Source organism: Dorea acetigenes (assembly GCF_025567385.1).
Taxonomy (GTDB): domain Bacteria; phylum Bacillota; class Clostridia; order Lachnospirales; family Lachnospiraceae; genus Claveliimonas; species Claveliimonas acetigenes.
Genome location: NZ_JAOQJU010000018.1, coordinates 43,040 through 66,056, shown reverse-complemented (window position 1 = coordinate 66,056; position 23,017 = coordinate 43,040). Strand labels below are relative to the sequence as shown.

General features: G+C 42.0%; 21 protein-coding genes and 1 pseudogene. 4 read left to right on the top strand and 18 right to left on the bottom strand.

Translation table 11 applies throughout. The features are described 5' to 3' along the window. Positions 1–101 precede the first annotated feature (101 nt). The 11 genes from OCV99_RS12830 to OCV99_RS12780 all read right to left on the bottom strand — a co-directional run bounded on the left by OCV99_RS12830 (position 102) and on the right by OCV99_RS12780 (position 9,190). The gene (locus OCV99_RS12830) at positions 102–311 is read right to left on the bottom strand and encodes a DUF5049 domain-containing protein (protein WP_465245504.1); all 210 of its coding nucleotides are present in this window, start codon (positions 309–311) and stop codon (positions 102–104) included. Positions 312–575: 264 nt separating this feature from the next. Beyond that, the gene (locus OCV99_RS12825; protein ID WP_262575615.1) at positions 576–719 is read right to left on the bottom strand and encodes a hypothetical protein; all 144 of its coding nucleotides are present in this window, start codon (positions 717–719) and stop codon (positions 576–578) included. 255 nt (positions 720–974) lie between these two features. Further along, positions 975–1,163, bottom strand: a complete 189-nt coding sequence (locus OCV99_RS12820; protein ID WP_158371092.1) for a hypothetical protein — start codon at positions 1,161–1,163, stop codon at positions 975–977. Beyond that, positions 1,160–1,426 (bottom strand): hypothetical protein, encoded by a 267-nt coding sequence (locus OCV99_RS12815; RefSeq protein WP_158369086.1) that lies wholly within the window; start codon positions 1,424–1,426, stop codon positions 1,160–1,162. Before OCV99_RS12815 ends, OCV99_RS12820 begins: the two co-directional genes overlap by 4 nt. 110 nt (positions 1,427–1,536) lie before the next feature. Beyond that, complete coding sequence (locus tag OCV99_RS12810; RefSeq protein WP_158371090.1) at positions 1,537–2,361, bottom strand: replication-relaxation family protein; 825 nt, start codon at positions 2,359–2,361, stop codon at positions 1,537–1,539. 129 nt (positions 2,362–2,490) lie between these two features. Further along, entirely contained in the window at positions 2,491–4,650 is a 2,160-nt protein-coding gene (locus OCV99_RS12805; RefSeq protein ID WP_158371088.1) for a type IV secretory system conjugative DNA transfer family protein, read from the bottom strand. Then, complete coding sequence (locus OCV99_RS12800) at positions 4,643–4,864, bottom strand: hypothetical protein (protein WP_158371083.1); 222 nt, start codon at positions 4,862–4,864, stop codon at positions 4,643–4,645. The genes OCV99_RS12805 and OCV99_RS12800 overlap by 8 nt, the downstream gene beginning before the upstream one ends. Then, on the bottom strand, positions 4,864–5,523 hold the full coding sequence (locus tag OCV99_RS12795; RefSeq protein WP_158371080.1) for an MT-A70 family methyltransferase: 660 nt from the start codon (positions 5,521–5,523) through the stop codon (positions 4,864–4,866). Before OCV99_RS12795 ends, OCV99_RS12800 begins: the two co-directional genes overlap by 1 nt. A gap of 233 nt (positions 5,524–5,756) precedes the next feature. Beyond that, a complete protein-coding gene (locus OCV99_RS12790) occupies positions 5,757–7,247 on the bottom strand; it encodes an AAA family ATPase (protein ID WP_158371078.1) in 1,491 nt (496 codons plus the stop codon). A 16-nt stretch (positions 7,248–7,263) separates the two neighbouring features. Then, positions 7,264–8,613 carry a ThiF family adenylyltransferase gene (locus OCV99_RS12785; RefSeq protein WP_262575613.1) on the bottom strand — a complete coding sequence of 450 codons (1,350 nt, stop codon included), beginning with the start codon at positions 8,611–8,613 and terminating at the stop codon, positions 7,264–7,266. Positions 8,614–9,052: 439 nt separating this feature from the next. Further along, positions 9,053–9,190: a hypothetical protein gene (locus tag OCV99_RS12780; RefSeq protein WP_262575612.1), complete on the bottom strand. Its 138-nt coding sequence runs from the start codon at positions 9,188–9,190 to the stop codon at positions 9,053–9,055. A 196-nt stretch (positions 9,191–9,386) separates the two neighbouring features. Between OCV99_RS12780 and OCV99_RS12775 the strand changes: the two genes are divergently transcribed. The 4 genes and pseudogenes from OCV99_RS12775 to OCV99_RS12765 all read left to right on the top strand — a co-directional run bounded on the left by OCV99_RS12775 (position 9,387) and on the right by OCV99_RS12765 (position 15,805). Further along, entirely contained in the window at positions 9,387–10,580 is a 1,194-nt protein-coding gene (locus OCV99_RS12775) for a hypothetical protein (protein ID WP_158371073.1), read from the top strand. A 549-nt stretch (positions 10,581–11,129) separates the two neighbouring features. Further along, a pseudogene (locus tag OCV99_RS18390) lies at positions 11,130–11,324 on the top strand (type II secretion system protein); the annotation flags it as partial. Between the two features lie 147 nt (positions 11,325–11,471). Continuing rightward, entirely contained in the window at positions 11,472–13,205 is a 1,734-nt protein-coding gene (locus OCV99_RS12770; RefSeq protein ID WP_158371071.1) for a DNA methyltransferase, read from the top strand. Positions 13,206–13,207: 2 nt separating this feature from the next. Further along, positions 13,208–15,805 carry a DEAD/DEAH box helicase family protein gene (locus OCV99_RS12765; RefSeq protein WP_158371069.1) on the top strand — a complete coding sequence of 866 codons (2,598 nt, stop codon included), beginning with the start codon at positions 13,208–13,210 and terminating at the stop codon, positions 15,803–15,805. Positions 15,806–15,931: 126 nt separating this feature from the next. Here the strand turns inward: OCV99_RS12765 and OCV99_RS12760 are convergent, their stop codons facing one another. The 7 genes from OCV99_RS12760 to OCV99_RS12730 all read right to left on the bottom strand — a co-directional run bounded on the left by OCV99_RS12760 (position 15,932) and on the right by OCV99_RS12730 (position 22,701). After that, entirely contained in the window at positions 15,932–16,333 is a 402-nt protein-coding gene (locus OCV99_RS12760; RefSeq protein WP_158371068.1) for a hypothetical protein, read from the bottom strand. A gap of 71 nt (positions 16,334–16,404) precedes the next feature. Continuing rightward, positions 16,405–16,671, bottom strand: coding sequence for a response regulator transcription factor (locus OCV99_RS12755; protein ID WP_262575616.1), 267 nt, complete (start codon positions 16,669–16,671; stop codon positions 16,405–16,407). A 21-nt stretch (positions 16,672–16,692) separates the two neighbouring features. Then, entirely contained in the window at positions 16,693–17,361 is a 669-nt protein-coding gene (locus tag OCV99_RS12750; protein WP_158371065.1) for a hypothetical protein, read from the bottom strand. Positions 17,362–17,372: 11 nt separating this feature from the next. After that, positions 17,373–17,996, bottom strand: coding sequence for a response regulator transcription factor (locus OCV99_RS12745; RefSeq protein ID WP_158371063.1), 624 nt, complete (start codon positions 17,994–17,996; stop codon positions 17,373–17,375). Continuing rightward, positions 17,993–19,024: a sensor histidine kinase gene (locus OCV99_RS12740; protein ID WP_158371061.1), complete on the bottom strand. Its 1,032-nt coding sequence runs from the start codon at positions 19,022–19,024 to the stop codon at positions 17,993–17,995. Before OCV99_RS12740 ends, OCV99_RS12745 begins: the two co-directional genes overlap by 4 nt. Beyond that, positions 19,021–20,661, bottom strand: coding sequence for a hypothetical protein (locus OCV99_RS12735; protein ID WP_158371060.1), 1,641 nt, complete (start codon positions 20,659–20,661; stop codon positions 19,021–19,023). The genes OCV99_RS12740 and OCV99_RS12735 overlap by 4 nt, the downstream gene beginning before the upstream one ends. Before the next feature lie 201 nt (positions 20,662–20,862). Next, positions 20,863–22,701 carry an LPXTG cell wall anchor domain-containing protein gene (locus tag OCV99_RS12730; RefSeq protein ID WP_262575609.1) on the bottom strand — a complete coding sequence of 613 codons (1,839 nt, stop codon included), beginning with the start codon at positions 22,699–22,701 and terminating at the stop codon, positions 20,863–20,865. Positions 22,702–23,017 lie beyond the last annotated feature (316 nt).

The following is a 23,017-nucleotide window of genomic DNA, read 5'->3' as shown; positions in this document are numbered from 1 at the left end:
TGCCAATCACTAACATATCTGCAATTTTCAAGGTTCATCTGAGCCTATTTTTTTAACTCAGTTTTTTCATAGATTACTTGACACTACCCTACGTTTTTCAGTTACTTTTCGTCGTCATCATTTTCAAGCCCAGGTGCGGTGCCCGTCATAATGAAGTTACTATACTCTTTGCGGTTATCCATCAGATAGACGACCAGTTCATAATAGCCTTCGCGATCAGCAATATACTGAACCGCATTGACATCAAACATATTAGTTTCTCCGGTATCTCGAATAGCAAGAATCTGTTCCTTGATTTTCTTAGTCATCATAATGAAGACCTCCTTTTCTTAAGACTACATTGTTAATGTGCGACTAGGCATTTTAAGCCTAAGTATGTAATTACTCATGAGAGATGTCCTTGTTTCCTCCTTTCTAGTGGACATATATACCTTTTAATGTGCTGTCGTTTATTTTAGGAAAATGACAATATATGAACCAAACGACCTTAGCTTATATATTTCATGCCATAATAGCTACGACATATCATTCTCCTTATTGCAGGAAGGGGTGATATTTTTCATGAATTCCTTTCTTTAGTTATCTTTATTAGCGAGACTCTTCGCAATTTCGATTAATGCAAATCCAAGTTTTTCAATATCCGGTTCTTCTCGAAATACAGGAGTAACTCGGACAGAATCTGAATGCATTTTGCGACCTCGTGTATTTTTCTTACTCATTAGTTTTATCTCCTTATATTTGTCTGACTTGCACGCTTCAGGCCTCCGGCCACTTTTAAGAAAGTTCTACTATAAGCTAGTCTGTTTTGAGATGTATAAGGTACTTAGCCAGAAACGCCGACTAATTCGTTCTTGAATCCAAGCGCAATAACATTTTGCCAAAGGCCTGGGGTATGCAAGCCGAGAGCATCTTTTGCATAGACTACAAAAGGCTCTAATGTTTTGTTTTGCTGTGTTTGTTTTAAAAGGTACTTGCTACATACAAAGTTGCATAAATTCTTGAATGAAACAGGCCAAATCTTCTTTGATAGGCTTCGTATCCATATTGAGTAATTCTGCGTCTTCCAATATTCTCTTGGATTGGATATAGCAGATGGCAAGGCATTCTGAAATAGAGTTGTATTTGCTTTTAATTTCTTCTTCGGTGAGAGTTTTTCGCGTCATTCTTCATCCACCCCGTATTCGCCGCTATTCAGATCTTTTTCATCGAGAATCAAGACATAGATGAGATCTACGACATATGGACGGATGGTTCTTTTGATTTCAGCGATATCTTCCTTAGAATCAGCTAAGAGCGTTCTGAGCGAACAGATTGCCTTATAATCAAACTCCAAACAATTCGTGATGTTTCGGAGCAGTCTTTTGTAGTCGCCCTTAAATTCCGCTAAGCCTTTTTCAATCTCTTCCTGGCTTGGTCTTTGTATCATGTAATTCCTTTCGTTAAAATTAGTAAAAACAGTCATCTGGCCTTTTCGTCTCAGCAGGATGTCTCGACTTGCATGCCGCAGGCCTTTGACGTCTCTGCTAGAGGTAACCCCTAGCAGAGATCTTTGCTGTCAAAGCCGTTAACAATTATCTTCTCGAGATCATCTGGCATAATAATGAGAAACATTTTTGTGTTTTTCTGGTTGGCCTTAGCGATTGTGGTTTGTAGCACCTCCTTTCGCGCCTTATCCGGAACAATCCAGATAATAGCAGGGAACACACCGTGCTTACGTTGTTCCAGATTAGTCCTGTAATAATCGTAGTAACGCTCACACTTTTTGAGGATAGTTGCCGGAGACTCAGTTGCTAGATCTATCTCAATAAACCAGCGGTCTTCATATTCGCCACATTTCATTGCGAGAAAGAGATCTGGTTTGAGGTGGACAGTACTGCCATGATGAGAGTATGGTCGCCAACAGCCTGGTTCCGTATCTACCTGGTCAAGACTTATGTTTGGATTTTGCTGACAGATTTCATGGATGCATACATAACAGGCAGACACTGCAATAGCGTGATTTAAGTGATTGAGTGAAGGTTCAAGGTGGCGCTTGCGAGTCTTCTTCTCGCGTGAGTCAAGTTTCAGCAATCTATATCCGGCTTCACTTAAGTGCCAGACCAGAGACGATGAGCCACCTCTGACGCCACCAATTCTTCGGTCTAGATTTTTGACGAGACCATATTCTTTGAGTTTTTTCATTTCACGAGCTGTAGCTCGAAGAGCTGCCGTCTGAGTTGAAGCATCGGTGTTATGGAGACGTTGGATTTGCCCGGTCAGCATAAAGGTACATTTTGCCAGTGATTTGAGGATCGCAATATCTCGGTCGCTTAGACGTTGTGCATATATCCGCAACATTCGGTCGGTTACAGTTTTCGTCATAGAGTCCTCCTCGGGGGCGGGCGAAGTTAGCTCGGTAGAGCTAACAGTCGCTTCCCAGAAAATGCTTATGTCGGCGAAGCTTGCCGCTTATTTTAAAGTTCTTAGGGGCGCGAAAGGTCTAGCGGAAGGTCAGATGATTCTGCGCCTTCCGATAATACTTTCATCGGTTTCGCCGTTGGGGCTTTCTTCATTTGACTCCATAAGCTTGATAAAATCCGACTCAACTTCATCTCTTGGGCGGCCATAGCGTATCTGACTTCTGGCACTAATGTCAGCGGCAGTATGCAGCATGTGCGTCGGTGGACAGGTCTTGCCTTGAACCCAGCCAGTCGGTCTACCGTAGTACATGAAGTTAGTGTAGACGTGGTATCTTGGTAGGCTCATAAAATCCAGCATGGTTAGATCTGGAGCCATCGCTGCTATGTCTCGAGCATCGCTTGCATTAAGTCCAAATACGATCTTATTCCTCGCATTCGCATCAACGCCTGCCTGAATCTCCCGTGGGAGCTGTGCGCGATATTGATGAGCCATCGTAATACCAACACCAAGTCCACGAGCCTGTGCTAATGCATCAGAAAGATCGGTTGGCAAACTCAGATAATCTTGTAGCTCGTCTATATATAAGGAGACCAGGTGCCGCTTCTCCGGCGGAATATTCGCCCGAGAAAGGGCTAACGTCCAGCTTAGGCCTACGATTAGGCTACCAAGGAGTTTGGCGCTTTCTGCCCCGATTACGCCCTTATTAAGGGGGACTAGGACTATCTTGCGCTGGTAAAATAAATCGGTCAGTTGAAACTTTGGATTGCTTTGTCCTAAAATGCCTCGCAGTCCTGGCCTGAACAAAAACTGCCTAACCTTATTAAGTACTGGAGCTACCCATTGCTCACGTTCGGCTGGTCTGAGGTTACTAAAAGTATCCCAGAAAGGTTTGAGTGCAATTTTATCTTTAATATCCTTAGTGATTTTCTCGCGGAAGTTTTCGTCCATGAGAAGAGCTGGAAGCCAAAGGAGTGTTACATCCTTGGTAGCACATAGGGTCATGAGAGCGGCACTAAGCACATCCTGAGTTCTTATCCCCCAATTGTCTGAGAATATCTCTTTGAATACTGCGAGAATTGCATCGGCTATTAATGTAGAATCTCCGGGTAGAGATAGGGGATTAAAACCAACTGGCTGATCATCTGCGGGATTTATAACCACTACATCATCAGCTCGATCCATCGGGATACGCTCCAAAATATTAGTAACGAGATCAGCTTTGGGATCGAGTACTAAAACACTACGTCCGGCATTAATATCTGCAAGGATGAGGTTCAGCATCGCAGTAGACTTACCGGATCCGGTCGGACCGAGGATGATAGTGTGTTCCAGAGCAGCCTCTGGCGAAATACTCAGTTTCTGCGCGTTTGACGGATTAAGAGATTCAGCAAAAGTTCTGTCCTGGCTCATATGGCGTGGATTCGCATACCATTCTGGTGGATGCACCATGCGTGGATGCAGACCGAGCGTACCCGGTAGTTCATCGATACCAAAAGGCAGGAGTAGAAAACTGGCTAGCTCTTTAATGGAGAGCTTTAATGGAAATTGCCAAGGAATATGTGCGAGATTAAGATTTTCTGCCTTTTCCTTTTCTTCAGTAATCCTGACTCCAACCGATTCTAAGACTCGAAATGCGCATGCGATGTTGCCAATGCGACTACTAGCCGCCTTATTCGTAACGCCTATACGAATAACCGACTCGAAATTATACTGTTCAGCTTTCTCCTTCATAGATTTTCTGGTTTCTGCGCTTGCTTGCGTGGCATGCCCGAGGGCAGCATCCAGCCAAGTCATGGAAGGATCAGATATGTTCTTAGGGAGAACATTTGGAGAAAAAGCTTTTCCTAGTATAATCTGAAGTACAGCTTCTTCGTTTGGAGCTGTAGCAGCTAAGGCTGCAAGTCCTGCTCGAATTGTCGACTCCGTTATATCTGTTCTGAGCGACAGATTCGAGTGTGATATCTTGAGCTTCCGGGCGGTCGTGATTACCGCCCGGTGCTCCTTTTCAAAGCTATAGAATTCAATATCTCCATGTACTTTTATAGTCTCGGCAACTCTATTCCAGAATCGGGTCTGTGTACCTATGAGGTGAATAATCTTGCCATTGCTGGCTCGAGTTTCCCAGATGATAGCACCCCGATTCTTCAGAGCAGCAAGATGGTTTAGCATGTCTATTACCTGTTCTAGCTTAAATGGTCGGTGCCAGATTACTTCTTTCCAAGTAATATCCGTGAGTTCGCTTCTAGCCATAATGCGGTCCTCCTACCATTGCCCGCCATGCCGGTTCCGCCAGATACGAATGGCGATGTAGAGGCCAATGCCAATGACAGCGATGAGTGCAATGATTTTCCAAACGCTCGCTATAATACAGACACTCATCTTGATAAGATAAGCCGAGATGACGAGTGAGACTGCTATCTTCAGGATTCTTGAAATCAGGCTTTCTGGAGAGTTCATTATTCATTACGCCTCCTCCTTCGGCAGAATGGCCTTCGCACTATACTTAGGAACCGGATAGCCGGGGATAAATATATCTGATTCAATCTCGTTACCCCAAACACTCCAATCTTTATTACTGCTTGGATGTCTACGGGCAAATAACTCGAGATAAGGTCCGTCATAAAGCCTCTCAACGATTGCGAAGAATTCTTCAGGCTTATGTGAATGATCTTGGCGCGGACTAAAGAACCAGTCGGGTTGCGAGCGGAATTTAACTGGTGCTTTACCTCGTGTTCCTAGATAAACTGCCTCACTTGCAGTTCTGCCATAATTTCCAAGTCCCATCACTGGTTTATCCCAGTGGAACATCCTACGGAAGGTGAAGCCCCATTTTTCCATCACATGAAATGCATCATGCGATGTACTGTTCGTTACCCATAGCCAAAGATGTGCATTTTCTTCAGCCAAATCTTCAACTGGCATATTCATGATGGAGTCAAGAGTCATGAGATTGTAATGTCTTCCTGCACCATGTCTGCCTTTTTGATCTTTATCCCAAGGCGGATCTGCGACTATAACGCTGAACTTTTTACGAGGTTCCGGCCACACTAACTTTGTCGAAGGAGCAGTGAATTCGGTCGTAGAGATGAGAGGTTCGGTTGTAGGGTGTCTTTGATCTGGCATAGGTGCCTCCTTTCCGGGCGACTCACTTGGTGCGCCCAATGCATTTTAATGTTCTAAGGCTTGCTGCCTTTGAGTTGAGTAAAACATGTACTGTAAGCAAAAAATATAATGATTTTTTCTGGCTATTTAAGCGATTCGTCACTCCTTAACAGGGGTCAAAAGTGTAAAAAATAACAGTTTTTACGCTGTTGTATTTTTTACAACAGTTTATGTTTTTCAGAAAAACATGCTTCCTATTGCGGTATCATTCGAGGAGCATCCAAGGTGCCTTCAAGACGATAAGTTTGGTTTTCCAGTATTTCCGTGCTAGCAAAAAGCGGGGCAAGATAACCCTCAATAATGGCTCGGAAGGATCGGACGGTCAAGCTGTCTCCCGACATTGCCGCATCGATAATTCCTTGCATAATACCCGGCGCTATGTATGAGATGGAGTGGGAGTATTCAAGTCCTGATTCCACAATTTGCTTCGCCAAAATCTTGCACTTTGCCTGTTTGGATAATGGATCAAAGTTAACAAAACATTGGAATCTTGATGCGATTTCTCTCAAAGTTCCGACTTTCACAAAGTTCTTACGAGCTTGTTCATTTTTCTCATATATCTGCATAGGCAGAGTTTTTGCGATTTCTTTTTGCTCGGCGTTTTCATAATCTACAGTTACGCCTTCATCAGATGTGTCCGAAGATTCGGCGAAATCACGTACGATAAATCCAATACGCTGCTTATCGAACACTGAACTATCGCCTGATGCAAGGTTGTAGTTTGAAGTAAAAATAAAGATACAGTTTTTAAAGTTATATTCCCGAGAACCATCAGGTCTAGGTTTATTGGCAATACATTCGCCCGCATCCAATATGGACATAAATATCTTCAATACCTCTGGATGCGCTTTGTCGATTTCGTCAGCCACCACGACTGTCCTCTCATTTTTCGCTATTGTTTCAAAAAGCGGCTCGTCGTCATATCCTATATATCCCGCAGGCGCTCCAGTCAGTCTATGCACAGTATGAGCTTCAGTGAAAGTATTAAAATCTATTTTCAATTCAGAATAGTGATGTCCCGTAAGCTCTGTGAGAGCAGATGCTAAGACCTTCGCAGTCTCAGATTTTCCAACACCAGGCGGCCCAGAGAACATAAAAGATACTGGCTTATTAGGCTTCAGCTTGTTGACATGCTGAGCGGTAATAAAAGAAATAGTTTTAAGCTGATCTTCTTGTCCCATGATGCTCTGGCTCAATTTGCTGAGAATGTCGAGATAATCTACGGTGCGAACAGCGGTATTGCTTTCTGGCATTGAAATTAAATCCCAGTCCGTAATAGTAGAGACGTCTGTCCGTGGCATCATGCCTTCATCTGACTCTAATTGCGGAGTTTGCCCCACAGATGGAGTGTTTAGTGAAGGAGCGGGGGATACATTATCCCCCTCGCCGATTAACCGCAGTCCCTGCTCAAAAGTATTCCAGCAATCAAATTTGAGTGCATGAACATCGGAAAGCATTTTAATTAACAAGTTACCTCCCGAATACGCAAAGTGCGGATCTGTAAACAGTCCATATGTATTAGGACTTGGTTTCCAAAACTTAACAGTCAGCTCTCTCGGTATGCAAGATTCCGTAAGGCGACATTCGTAATCATAAGTAGCGCCAATAGGCTTATCATCCAGCGTATCCATCGCATCTTTAAGTTCCGATAAATCTGCCATTTTAAATACTTCGTAATCCAACAATAGAATCACCTCCAAGCTATGCAACTACTTCATTACAGTTACAGATAGGACAATTTTCCATCGGTTTTACAGGAACCCATAATGCTTCACCGAAGAAAGAGAATCTCTCATCCATTGCAGTATCGAGAAAATTTAAGCCATATGCTTCGCCGGCGTTCGGCGCCAATCTTAAAAGTACAAGATTGCGGTCCGCAACACGATCCAGCATACCTGAATATCTATAGTCGCCTTTGTGATATAGTAGCAACATTAATGCGACTTGCACCTCGATAGCATTCGTCTGCAATACTGATGGATAAATAGTCCCTTCTGAAGTTACCGTGTTCTTGTAGCCTTTTTTATATGCTTCATATCGACTATGTAAAATACATTTAGGACAAGTCTTAGTGACGCCAGGGTAATAAAACACAATTTCCGAAGCTAATCCACCTTCATACATCTGAGGCGCCATGAACGGGACACCTAATTTTAATGCAATATTAAGAATCGCATCCTGCGCATGAAAATTATCCGTGCTCGCCACTACTAATACCTTGCCAAAGTCTTCTAAGATATCCTTTGGAAGCATGTTCGTAAATTCTTCGATCGTAGTATCGTCAGTAATAGCCTTCCAATAAATATCTACTTTTGCTTTTGGATTAACATTGAGAATCTTATTTGCGAGAGCTTTCACTTTTGCTTGGCCCGATTCAGCCAAATATGATCTCTGCGTTAGGATATTATGTGGATTGCAAATATCCGGGTCTATAAGTATAAACCTGCCGATTCCACATCTTGCTAAAGCCTCTGTAGCTCCGACCGAACCGCCACAGCCAATCTGAATGATAGTGGAATCTTTCAGTATCTCAATCGGAAGCGTCTTACTAATTCTTGAATGAAAATTTTCTGGCATCTCGGGTTGATCTCCAGGCAATGTATAGACTTCACGAGGATTGCCAATGAAGCTTCTGTCATGATAGAGCGTATACCAGAAAACAGTACAGCCACCGTCAAGTCGCGGGTCTAATATGACGATCGGCAATTCGATGCTATCCATGTCTAAGGTATCCATGATTTTGCCGCCATATTCTATATCTGAAACGGACAGTCGTGAATAGGCGCCCGGATGCGAATGCGCAAATCCGCAAAATTCAATGCCTTTTCTATGCCACTCCTGAATAACTTTGTTGCAAATTTCAACATCCGGCTCGCAACTAATTTGCGTAGACTTTGATTTACTAATATAGAACGTGACATCTACCTCTTTTCCGTCCGACGATCCAAGCATGGCAAGCTGCTCAGGGGTTTGATATGCGAGTGATTTCTGCAAGTCTTTAAGCGTGTCTGGTGTGGGTTTTAAGCCTTCTTTAATTTTCTTTAAAAACATATTTTTATCCTCCGTGTTTATTTGTGTATTAGATATGCCTACATTAACTTCCGGTGAGCCGCGAAACATATGAGTCGAAACTTCGTAGTCCTCTAATATATCTAGATGTGCAATCCGCCCAAACAGCCGCAACTTGCTTTGCGTCCTCGAGACTCATCAATTCGCCATCCCAGCAGATATATTCATAGGTTTCATCTTCGTCCTTCAGTCTGTGCGTACTGTGCCCATCACTTGGTCGATTACCGTAATCGATATTTTTAATGATATAGATGCGCCAAGATTCCGTTCGAAGACCAAGATCAAAGAATACAAAATCAAATGTCATGCAGTCATCTATATCTCGGTAGAGCAATCTTACGTGTTCTCCGTACATTCTTTGCACCTTCTTTCTGTAGAAGATTGCGAAGAGCCAGTAGACTCTTCGCAAAAAGATGTAAAATTAGAAACTTTTAGATCTAAAGGTTCCTGGCGGAAGAGAACGCGTAAAATCAGTATCCTGACCTACACTACTGCCGTCTTTAGGACCGATATCAGCCATAGAGACGATATCGCTTCTCAGTTTCAGAGATTCCATCATAGATCTCACCTCCTTTACGATGGATTGAAAAAAGCGAGAAAAATGTTATAATACAAGTAGTTTAAAGTATTCAGATTCTACTTTTGGAACCTCCCGCTTTTCTTGATGCTATTGTATTACGAACCGAAGCAAGAATATATGAAAGACCAATTGACATTGAGTTGACATTTTTGTTGACATGAAGAGGGATATTATTATGGAAAAAAATTTAAATTATATGAATTATGAAAAAATATTTAGAGAATATTGCAGGGGTACTTTTAATCCAGAAATAGAATCTATCAGATTTATTAAAGCTAACGCCGATAACGTAGATAAATATATTCTACTGTGTGCTGCCATGAATGAATCTGAAAAGCAGAATTTAATTGGAGAAGGCGATAGTTCCATCGATGCAGCAACGCTTTCAAGATATAGGAAGGGTGGTCGCAAAATCGCAGACGATATTCAGAACACTTTTCGGAGAAAAGATTCCCTTAAATTAATACAGCAACATTTTCAGAGAATATTTCCTAGCGCAATCTCTAAGTATGACCACTATAATCTTTTAAAAGAAATTTGGAATCTTACTCAAGATGATCTTTCTATTCCTGCGGAAATACGAGAACAATTTAACCAAGAGTATTCAGAAGCAGTATCCGCATTAAAAGATGACAATCTAGAGGAGTCTTGTTTATTTCTTGCGCATGCATTAGAAGTCGCTATATTGCGTGAAGATTATGTAAAATATATCCCACATTTAAGCCGGGACGTTGAAAAGGCTATTCGGGAATTAGAAAATAATACAGTGAGTTATCAAGCGGGGGAAATATTTCGCGAAATGTGTAGAGCTGCGCTGGATGGCACTATAGACGAACATAAGAATGCGGCCCTCAAACAAGTTAACGACTCTAGATTCACAGATGATGACTACAAGTATTTCGCGTTAGCAATTCTAAAATGTAGAGACAAAATGGCTGAAGATGAGCTCTATGGCTTGAGGATTCTGTGCTTCTTTTCTGCCATATTAGAGATAAAGCAACTAAAAACATCTTCAATAGAGGGAATTAAACATGTTTTTGAAAAATATGAAATACCTAAAGAATCGATGTTTGTGATTCCCATAGATGAGCACATATTATCGGGGCGAATACTCCAATTCGAAGCCAAGCTGCCGCGCCTGATATCGAAAGAAGTTGTTAATTTCGATGATATGGATGAATTTCTGGAACAGAAAAAAAGAGAAGGATATAAGTATATTTATAAACGGCAAACAAGTTCCGAGAATGATGGGGAGCCCGCTATTTATCTCTCTAAAGAGAATCTATCTACGGCGGGAGTTGTCAATGACGATAAAGCTCCTGAATTTTGGATAGAAACTCCTGGATTTGATAAAAATAAGTTAATGTAGACAAAAAATCAGCCAAGACTTCTTACGCATCTTGGCGGATTACTTTTAGGTTTTTATCTATACATCCTGTGCTGTTTTTAGGCCGCACTGCTCACCTCTTCGCCATTCCGCTACAGGCTCGCAGTCATTTGTTTTATTGCCTAAAATCTATATTTCTTCCATTCTAAGTTCTTTTCAATTCTTTCAATTCCCACGACCTACCCATAGAAGATAATGCTCTGATTCAGGATGTTAATGATCTAAATGTACATTCTTGTTGGTAAAATATCATAAAATAGCAAAAATGTCAATAGTATTTTAATGCAATATGCACAAAACCAAGAACTCGGCAGAGGTAGCGAAATTACATCCTTTTAATTTATCTTTCTTGGTTAAAGGAAGAAAAACGAAATACAATAATCTCCAAATGCTTTGCATTTTCTGCAATAGAACCAACCTACAACAGTCTGAGTATAGTACACTAAAATAGCATAAGAACAATAAAACACTGGAGAAAAACATGTCAAAATTTCTTAGGGGGAAACTAAAGGATAACGAAGCTAAAAAGGCTTTACTATCATCGAAGTTGTTCTAGTTCTGGCTATCGGTGGGCTTATCTTTTTGATGGTCTTCATTGCATTACCGGCTCTGCAGCGCAGCCAAAGAAATACTCAGCGCAGAAATGATATAGATAGATTTGCGCAAGCAGTAATTGAATATCAAAAGCATAATTCTGGAGAACTGCCATTCAAGGGATACGAATAGCTCTTATCATTTAAATCCTTCATAATACTCGCACCTCTCCAGGAAATAACTTCTCTCTAGAATTAGCTTACTTCACATTTCGATTAGGCGTCCAGTATTATTTTTCAAAGATATGCTAATCTATAAATAGAGTAATATGGAGCAAAAATGCAAAAATACTATGATAGATTAGCTGAGCTATTAAAAAGCAATAGCGAATTTGTAATTGATGAGAAGTTGAATAAAAATATGCTTGCCGAACTGGCAAGAAAATATGACGCCGGATTGTTTAGCTTATTGTTAAGCGATAACATTATTAAGGAATTATTTTTCACAGAGACTGAAGCTGGATTAATTTTCAAGAAAGATGTATTTCTTCAGTTTATTTCGCAAAAGGAATTCTTGCCGGACTCATACACGCGATTCTCTTCAAAGATCGGCTTGGCTTCCGGTGATAATTTTATATCCGACGATAACCGGGTCGTACTAAACTGGCCGTATAAAGATTGTGTTCTAGAAGGCGGTCAGACTAAAGAGGATCAAAAGCGCGACGAAGTCTTTTTTAATGAAGTTCTCGCTCCGGATCAAATAACCACCATTCTCGATGACAAAGTCTTTACTAACTGGAAACGCTACGACAAAGACGGCGAGCATGAATTAGATGAGCTAAAACCAGACGATAATCTTATTATAGAAGGCAATAACCTCATTGTCCTTCATTCGCTCAAGAAACGCTTTGCTGGCAAGGTTAAGCTTATCTATATTGATCCGCCGTTCAATACCGACAACGATAGCTTTATGTATAACGATAGATTTACTCGTTCAACTTGGCTTACATTTATAAAGAACCGGTTGCAGGTGGCAAAGGAATTACTTTCAGACGATGGCTCTATCTTTATTCATTGTGACGAAAATCAAGATGGTTATTTACGCGTGCTTTGCGACGAAATCTTCGGTGAGGATAATCTCATGAATGAGATAATTTGGCGCTATCGAACATATGTCGGCCAAGTAAAAGATTATTTTCCCAAAAAACACGACACCATATTCTGGTACAAGAAACATAATAGACCAAAGTTTAATCTAATTTACGAAGACAACATCGAGGAGACCGTGGATTATAAGAGGTGGGGTAAATTTATCGTGGATGGAAATAAAATAAGATATGGTAATCATCCTACCACAGATAGCAGATTTGCTGCATACTTAAGGAAATATATAAAGCAGTATGGCCAACCGGATGAAGGTGAGGTGATATATCAAGTGAATGGGTATATTATTGATGATGTCTGGGAGGACATTATTGCTCTTGATCCTAAAAACCTTTCGGAAAGGACGAAATTTTCTGGTGGCCAAAAACCAGAGGCGTTACTGCAGAGGATTATTGGATCCGTTACCGATCCTGGTGATATTGTCCTAGATTATCACCTTGGTTCCGGAACGACTGCCGCCGTAGCACACAAGATGGGGCGCCAGTACATTGGTATTGAACAGATGCATTACATTGAAGATATTTCCATAAAGCGCCTTAAGGACGTTATTGGCGGCCATAAGGGCGGCATATCGAAATCCGTTAATTGGACCGGTGGCGGCTCATTCGTTTATTGCAATATCAAGAATGACGCAAATAAATTCCGTGAGCGCATAAAAATGAGCAACGGAGACAATATGTCGGAGTTGCTCGATGAAGTTCTTCATTCATCATTCTTATCCTATCGCGTAGATCCGAAGAAAGTTAATGCGGATGAGTTCGAAAAATTATCATTAGCGGATAAAAAGCATATCCTTCTTGATCTCATAGATAACAACACGCTCTACTTGAATTATTCCGAGATTGAAGATAAAACCTACAATATTTCTGAAGCAGACAAAAAACATAACAAAGAATTCTACGGAGCATAAAAATGACTCCAGATAAACCACTATACGAGAAATATAACATGGTGACGGCATCGGGAATATCTTTCCCGTCGACGCCTAAGCATATTCGTGAGAACCTCTCCCATAAATTACGTCCATACCAAGAACAAGCCATTGGCAGATGGATGCACTATATAGATAATGATTCGGTAAACAAAAAAGTTCCAATTCAGTTGTTATTTAATATGGCAACTGGTTCTGGTAAGACTTTAATTATGGCGAGCCTTATACTTGATCTGTATAAGCGAGGCTATCGGAATTTTATCTACTTTGTAAACAGCAAGAATATCATCGAGAAGACGCGAGATAACTTCTCCAATCCCGGAAGTAGCAAATATTTGTTTTCGAATAATATTCAAATTGATGGCGAGAAAGTTGAGATTTGCGAGGTTGAGAATTTTTCTGAGACAGATAATAATGCAATTAATATTATTTTCACGACCATTCAAGGATTACATACAGATCTGAATATTCCTCGCGAAAATAAGCTTTCATATGAAGAGTTCGATAATAAGAAAATTGTATTAATCGGCGATGAAGCGCATCATAATAATTCCTCTACGCTTCTGTCAAAAGATGATTTAGAAGATAACCGTAGTTGGGAGTCGACTATTTCTAATATTATGGATATTGCGAAAGATCCCATCCTCCTTGAATTTACAGCAACAATTGATTTAGAAGATCCAAATATTTACTATAAATATTTCGACCGTATTATCTACAGATATGACCTAAAAAACTTTCGTCAAGATGGCTACAGCAAGGATGTCTTCATCTACGATGTCGACTCTGATCTTAGGAGCCGTATGCTTCAAGCGATTATTATTTCGCAATACCGAAAGAAAGTTGCTCTCAGGCATGGTATTTGGCTAAAGCCAGTTGTTTTATTTAAATCGAAAACCATCGCAGAAAACAAAGCTAATTTTCGAATGTTTAGGGAACTAATAACTTCTTTGTCAGTAAATGACTTAATAGAGCAGAAATCCGGTGCTTCAAATATATTGGCAGACGCTTTTAAAAAGATTAACCTAGAATTGACTGATATTGTTGAGGAATTAAAGAACGATTTTATGTCGGAACGGCTACTCCTCATAGATGGCAATAATATTGATTCAGACAAGCAGATTAGGCTGAATTCTCTCGAAGATAAGGACAATGAAATTCGTGCAATTTTCGCCGTAGATATGCTAAATGAGGGATGGGATGTCTTAAATCTTTTTGATATCGTTCGGTTATATGATACTCGCGATGCAAGGAATGGCGCTCCGGGAAAGACAACGATTAGAGAAGCGCAGCTTATTGGTCGTGGAGCACGCTACTATCCATTCGTAGTAGATAACCCTGAGCAGAAATATGTCCGGAAGTTCGACAACAACGAAAATGAAGAACTTCGGCTCATAGAGCAACTTCATTATCACTCGGCAAGTAATCCAAAATATATTCAAGAAATTCGACAAGCATTAGTCACGTCTGGATTAATGGATGAGAATTACGTCGAAAGGACATTAGAATTAAAAGAATCCTTTAAGAAGACGCGAACCTATACCGATGGCGTTGTGTATATAAATGAGCGCGTATCGCGAACCGAAGCATCTATTAAAGATATTCGCAAGGCTACTCTATATGGTTTTGATTTTCCGAAGATTGTCGAAATATCTCTTCCTACAAACATTGGGCATATAACGTCGGTTTTTGATGAAGTCCAAAATGAGCATTATAGTGCAGACGAGATAGTAAATCTTGAATTTGATTTTGGTAGATTAATCCCGGCTAATATACTCCGCCATGCTATCGCAAAGAATAAGGCGTTTCGATTCAACCGGATATCTAAAAAGATATTCGCTTTAAATAGTATTGAAGAGTTTATGACTATGGTTGGCAAAGTAAAAATAATTGTCACGGGCTCAAAAAATACCAAGAATAGCCTAACTTCTCGACAAAAGCTATATATAGCTGAATATGTTCTTTCAGTCATAGAAGCTCAAATTGACCAGAATGACGAACGATATATAGGAACCGAGCAGTTTATTGCTAAACCGATATCGCAGCTGTTCAAAGATTCAATAAGACGTAAGTATCATACCGTAGATGCTGGAAGTGATAAGGAATATGGCATACCTCAATTCATTGCGCAAAATCCAAAATACAGGTTAAATCTTGCACAAAAAGACTGGTACGCATATAAGGAAAATTACGGAACTAGCGAAGAAAAATCACTTGTTGTAACACTAGATAGCATGATAGAGAATCTTTCTGAAAAATGGAGCGACATCTATCTCTTGCGCAACGAAAAGGCTGTTACGATATATTCATTTGACGACGGACGAGCATTTGAGCCGGACTTCTTGCTATTTGCTAATGACAGGAAAACTGGAAATGTATCGTGGCAAATATTTATCGAGCCAAAGGGTGGCCAACTCCTCGAAAGAGATAAATGGAAAGAGGATTTTTTGCTTGAGATTACCGAAAAAAGCGACTCCCATATTTTCTTTGAGAATGAAGATACAAGAATTATTGGCATGCCTTTCTATAACGAAGAAAAAAGAGCGGAATTTATTGCGAGATTAGAGAATATTCAATAAGCTAAAGTAACGATACAAGAAGCTCCGCTAATCCGACACTACGGGAATAATGCCATTCATGAAATAAAATGCAGACAATGTCCATGCGAGTAAAATACCGCCGAGTTTAACTCGGCGGTTTAAAAATTATCTTGCATTTATTCCATTCACGAAAGCTAAATAGCAGGCGAAGTCTCCGATGGCTTTGCGGTTATATGGATTATCCTCTTCATAGCCAAGTTCGTCACGCCATGCGGCGGCTTTGCCTTGCTGTTTTAAATAGCGCGCCAGCATATTAAAATGCGTGATCACGGAGTTGTGGCAGGAAGTTCTGCCGGAGTCTTGCTCATTTTTCTCTTCGCGGCTAAGCAGTAGCCAATTTGCTCGGATTATAGCATAGCGAGTTGCAACCTTCATTAACTCATCATATAACTCCAGCGCTTCCACATCTGCGCCAATCTCGGCGAGCATTTCCGCATGGATCGTTTGCATTTTTTCAAATGTAATCGCTTTTGGCTGCTTTAAATATTCTTCATAAGTACAAACCATAATAACCCCACCTTTCCTTTTTAGAAGTATAGCTTACGGCATATTGGGCAGGAAGTCCAGTGGATTCTTAATTAATATTTTGGCAGAATCAGCCGCTTTTCTACCACCTCGGCTACCAACTGCAGGGTGTTCTGGTAGCCTGTTTTCTGTAAAATGTTCTTGATGTGATACTTGACGGTATTTTGCGTAATATCCAGATCTGCCGCGATTTCTTCGTATTTCCTGCCTTGTGCAAGCTCCCGGATAATATCAAATTCCCGATTGGTAAACTCAGTGCTGTTGCTGTACCCGATACGAATCATTGGCGCGTCCTCGGGGTAAATGTATTCGCCGTTCATCACCCGGCTGCAGACCCTCCACTAAGGCAATGCTCGAGCAAGCCATTGCTCCAAATCTTCTATAGACATTTCTTCGATGATATATTTGTTTCTTGCAAAGATTGACCCGTCTTTATATAAATACGCGGTGTCACGGTTGCCGTTAAAGCTTAACCGAACATACTCTTGCGAACCAGAAGCCGCCTCTTGAAGAAGATGATAATACTCTTGCACTTCGGAAAAACATTCCATTCGTGCTTTATTTCGTCTCTTCTCGTTCCCCAGAGAGCCAATAAAACCGCTTTTGACATCATAACGCTTTTCAAAACGGCAGCCACAAGGAGTATGATGTATGCTTCCGTCTGCCCAGCGAAATTTTCCGGAAGCACAGTAATCGAACTGAGCTTTTTTGCAAGAGTTGTTAATGTTTACTATGTCAATGTCATCTATCGTTGGAACAGGGGGTGTTACCCACTTGTCATCACTGATTAGTGAGATCGCTTCCTCAAATAACCGCTGCTGCTCCAAAGTGATCTGCAAGGCCAGAGATTTCTCATAGTCAAGCAGATACCCTTCACTATTTGAATTATGTTTGTGCATTTCAATCAAATACGGCGTTTTATTCATGACATCTCTGTAGTAATCATTCCTATTCTTTCGTTCCTGTTCGTCAGACTTCAATTTATTATAATGTTCTGTTAAATTTCCCATTTTTATCCTCCTTAATACTTCGGTAAAATCAACCGTTTTTCTACCACCTCGGCTACCAACTGCAGGGTGTTCTGGTAGCCTGTTTTCTGTAAAATGTTCTTGATGTGATACTTGACGGTATTTTGCGTAATATCCAGATCTGCCGCGATTTCTTCGTATTTCCTGCCTTGTGCAAGCTCCCGGATAATATCAAATTCCCGATTGGTAAACTCAGTGCTGTTGCTGTACCCGATACGAATCATCGGTGTGCCCTCGGGGTAAACATATTCGCCATTCATCACCCGGTCACAAACCTCCAGCAAAGTGGTACTGCCATATTCCTTGTACCAAAAGCCGTTACAGCCGCAAGCTTTTGCCTTTTGGATAAAGGAATGTTCCGGCATGGAGGTCATAATAATAATTTTAATTTTAGGGTTGTACTGTTTGATTTTTGACGCAGCTTTGAGACCGGATTCTTCATCAGCCGTACAGACATCCATCAGGATTAAATCGACACACCCGCGCAGACAGGCAATTTCTGCATTCGCTGCATTTTCTATGGAGGCGTACAGGACATATCTTTCTGATTTGGCAATCTGACTTTCAATGGCGTCCTGGGTAATCCTGGAATCTTCTACTACTAAAACCTGTATCATTTTCGTCCTCCTTTCTGAGCTTCGTCAAAATCAAAGGGAATATCCACAAGCAGGGAAACACTGTTGTCGCAGAGTACCTTCAGGGTAGCTCCTTCCTGCTCCAGCCGCTGACGCAATGCGCTGAGGCCATTGCCCTCGGTAATACTTGAAACAGATACGCCGCCGTTGTCGGATATCTCTATATGATAACTTTTCTCGTCCTGCTCGATTTTTACCGTCAGTTCCGTAGCATCCGCATGGCGTACCGCATTGGTGAGTGCCTCTCGAACGGCGGCATATAGTAATTGCAATGCCTTGCGGCTTTTGGGCTGTTCTCCAAGGAAGGTAACCTTACAGCCAATCAGCTCCGCAACCTGCATCAGTTCAGACTGCAGAGAGGAATCGGGAACCGTCCACACGGTAGAAATATTGGAAAAATCCTGAATGGTACTGTTCCAGCTTTTCCGCAGTGTGTCGGCATTCTCAGCCAGACGGTCTTCCGTAATCGCCTTAGTGGTGGCCAGCAAACAATGCCCCAGCTCATCATGGATATGCATTTTCGCGGCAAGAATCTCTTTATTCAAATTGACTTCCACGATGCTTTCCAGCAAGGCTTTCTGCCGCTTTTGCATCTCCTGCAGTCGAATGGTATTCTCGTACAGTTCTTCGCTGAGCCGGTAGAGCCCGGTAATTTCCGCCGCCTCAATCTGAACGGTATTGGGATCAAGAAATCTCAGTTCAAAATGCCAGACCGAGCTGTCGGAGAAGCAGAAGAACAACTGTTGGTGGGTGTTCCCGTTTCCATTGTCCGGCTCTTTCGGTAGCCAGGATTGGGTCAGCTTTTCCGCCTTGCCGTTACTGGAAAAGCTTGCGAGTTCATCCCACGCTACCTTTGCGTTCAGAATCGTGTGTCCGGTCAGTTCCAATACCAGCTTGTTCATCTTCTCATTGACGAGAATGACCCGGCCATCCAGCGCGGAAAAACAGATTCCGCCGGGATAAGAGTCGATTGCCTTTTTGATCATTTTCGCCGATGGTTTCTTTTTCATGACTGCACCCCCTCTCCCTCCTGCAAGAGCAGAAGCCGATAGCCTGTCGGAACCTTTACTGTCTGAAGACGATATCCTCCCTCTAAAAAGCGAGGAACAAACTCGCGATCTGTACCGGTAATCTCAAAGCAAACCTTGTCGCTGATTTGGATTACCACAGAAGACAAACGAAAATCTGCCTTCTCTAAAATCTCTTCCAAAGTTTTCATAATGAGGAGAATCAACTCCGGTTCCAAATTCGACGTGGGGCAAAAATCCAAGCTTGTCTGAATCCCAAGATTCTTCATACCTTTCGCCATATCCTGTAAGCTGATTGCTAAATCACCCATCGGAATCATCTGCTGTTCCTGATAAGTGAGCTGTAGGTTGCAGAAGCGTTTGATATAGGTGCCGATGAGGCAGATGCGGTTCCAGTCATCCGCCGTAAGGGATTCTTTCGATAAAAGCGTTGTCAGCGAAGCAAGCTGCCCGGTCACCTCCGCGGACAGACTGTCGTAAATATCATTGCGTGCCTGAATACTTGTCTCATCCGATTGAATGCGGATTTCCTGCGCCAGAAGATCTCTCTTTTCTTCCAATTCTGCATTTAGACTCTGAAGCTCTCGTAAAGCCTGATTGATCTGCGAGAGATCGGTTTGCCAGACCATATACCCGCCCGGGATTTGGTGCAGGTTCATGGTAATATCTTCCGTAGCAGAAAAATGCTGATTTTGCTTTAGAGCTTCCAGCATAGCAGGCGTGATTTCCGCCGCATTTTCCGATACTGCAATCCGCTCATCGTTCGATGAAAGAATTTGCATTGCCACCGTAGACCGCCGGAATACTTCCTCGTACTGCGTGTTGACGGGAATCAGCCCCGTCAAAATATAGAGCTGCCAACAAAGCACGATGATGAAAATCAATCCCGCCGAATATTCCACAAGCTCAAACCGCACCACGTAGGCCGTAGCAGCATAAGGAATACTAAATAGAAACAGTAGGATCGGCTCGTAGAAGGGAATCAACTTTCGGTAAAGCGGGTCTGACTTTGTCGTATCATTTCGCTGATAAATCACATATACCTGATGCCCGATCATCCACAATCCCCACAGATAGATGATATATGTGCCGATGTATGGATGAAAATACAAATTTGGCTGGGGTTCCTCCGGCACAATGTAATAGAAAAAGTGATGCAAATCGTTGGTTAGTGCCAGCATGCTCAGAAAATATGCCGGGATTAGGAGCAGATACCACTTTTTGCTGATCTGGTAATCCTCCGGCTTGCCGAGATAGAATGCGCTGTAAAACCCGAACAGTGGTATGAAGACAGCCGCGATATTGATAAAGTATCCGGTAAAGCGCATCCATGGAATATTGACATAGAGGAAAGCATCCTGAACGAAGCGGACCGTTAAATACAGGATACTGACGATATTTTGGGCAGTCAGGTGGTTGCGCATGGTTTTCTGTGTGATTTTCGTCGTAATTGTATGCTGCCAGCTAAAAAGCAGGAACATATAAACCGCCCAGACAAGATATGGACGCAGAAAATCCTCCGGTAAGTATCGCATACTGAGTTGCCGGTATGCGGAGACTACAAACAGTAGCACTGCCGCTGCAAAAAGCCGGACAATGGATTTTTTACGCTCGCTCATTTTATCCCCCCTTAGAAAAATGATTCTAACCAATCTGCGCAGTTAGATAACGATAAGAATATTATAGCATGAAAGGTCAAATCCGCCCTACACAAAAGGGTAGTTTCTTGGAATAGGAGTAACGAATAAAAAATCATGCCCACAATCGCGGGACATAGGAAATATCCTTTCGCTTGTGGGCATGTTATCATTGATTAATGATTAGATTTTGTTTTTTCGTCTTACAAAATAAGTACAGCTTAATCCAGCCGCAGATACGAGCATAACGATTATCCACAAAGCAATGTTCGCTGAATCTCCGGTCTTTGGTGATGTTGTATCCGTGTTCGGATTTGCAGAATCGCCAGGCGTAGATGGCGTTGTGCCGGAAGTCAATTTAGGGATGCTTTCCGTTCTTGTCGCGCCACAGGTCTTACAGGTATACGTTTTGATACCTTCCGCATCTTTGGCGGCTTCCTTTGTGACTTTTCCTTCATCCCAAACGTGAGCTTCTTTCTGGACATGTCCGCAGGAGCAGGTACGCTGGTGATTGCTGCCATCCTTGCAGTCTGTCCATCCGCCATAAGAATGTGTATGAGGCTTGTACCCGAGCATAACAGGAGAGGTGCCTGTCAGGCGGAAGGAGATGCCGTTCGCGCTCTCTGTTACTTCAGGGGTCTCCACTTCGCCGGCCTTGTGTCCGTTCACATCTTCATCAAACATATGGACAACGGTAAAATCATATTCCGTGCCATTGGTTCCCTCCGGATAAGGAAGTGTTACCTCAATGCCTTCTGCCGGGAAGTTCTCGGCAGTGACCGGAATCCAGGTTTCACCGCCATCCTCACTGGTTACAAACTCAATATCGTACAGTACGGTATTATCCGCCGAATACCCTTCGTTGGAAAGGATGGTTTCCGTCAGCTTGCTTTCGATCTTTTCAACGGTATCGTATTCCGTATTGCTCAGATCACCGGTCACTTCGCTGAGACCTTCGGTAATGTTGACTTTGTTCTCTGCTTGTTCAGATACTTTAAAGCTTTCAGTATACAAGGAATCGACATCATCAAATGAGTAAATCTCTATTTCATTTGTTTCTTCATCATAAAAACATGAATATGAACGTCCGTCCGGTGTCCATTTAATTCCTTCCCCGTCATATAAATAAGTTTGTGTGCCACCTTCTGTATATGTGACTTTGAATTCTAATCCCTTTAAAGTTGCGGCAGATCCGTTTTCCTGTATATCTTTGATGACGCTGTCAGGAACCGACAAAAGCTCCATGTTTTTTATGCGCTTTATTTTCACAAGTTCAAAACGAGCATTGTCTGAGGCTGGCTGTACATAAAACGAAATGGGATCGCTGTCTGTTGTATAGTAGGTAGGATGGTTTCCGAGAATTGAGCCTTTAACTTGTCCGGAGGCATTCTCTACCCAAAGTCTGTATCCAATGTAATTGCCTGTCTGGTCTTTTGGCGGCTGATACAGATAATATAAATATTGTCCGGCCTGATCGGATATGTTGTAAACGGTGTCTAATTCAATCTTCGCAGGCTCCACTTCCTGAGGCGTACCAATTGAGAAATTATAAGTGGCAGTGATTACCGGATTGCCATTCGCGTCCTCGCCTACCGTAACATCCATAGAATCGCGTTGGCCATTTACGGTTACATAAACGTTGTTTGTTCCGGACAGTACATAATAATAGTCCCCAGAATAAGAAGCAAAAGATTGGAACGTCATTTTCATCGTGTATCGACTATTATTCTGGAACGTATCCGTATCCGCCATTTTTTCGCCTGTACTGTCGTAAAATTCCTGAGTGACTTTGACAACATCAAGAATAGTACCGTCGTCCCACGTTGGTTCCGCCTTAACAGCCAACCAATCATAAGCCGGAGTATCGACCAGTTTATCAAGCGAAGGGAGCTGAACGATTAAATCGTTCTCGATAACCTCCTTTTCCGCATCTGGCCCTGATGCCGCTAGGGCTACTGTTGGGAGCATCGTGAATATCATGCATAATGCAAGTAAGAGTGCTCCCCATTTTTTTAGTTTCATTAAAAATTCCTCCTTTTCGCACATATAAGATAAAAGCCTATTAAAGCTACTTCATAGTAACACTCTCAAAAGGAAAGCGCCACACACAATCAGGTAGTTTTTTGAAAAAAATAAAAATATGTCCGCATTGTTCTTTTTTCTGATGTAATCATCCACGAATCCGATCCGCTGACATAGCAATAAAAGCAAGAAACCTCTCCAAGAGAAATCCTCGACGCCCGCAGCAGTGACGAGGATTTTTATGTATGACGGGTACGCCGTCAATCTGTGATGAAAATCCACAAGGGGCGCAGTTGCCGGTGAACTTCCATAGCGA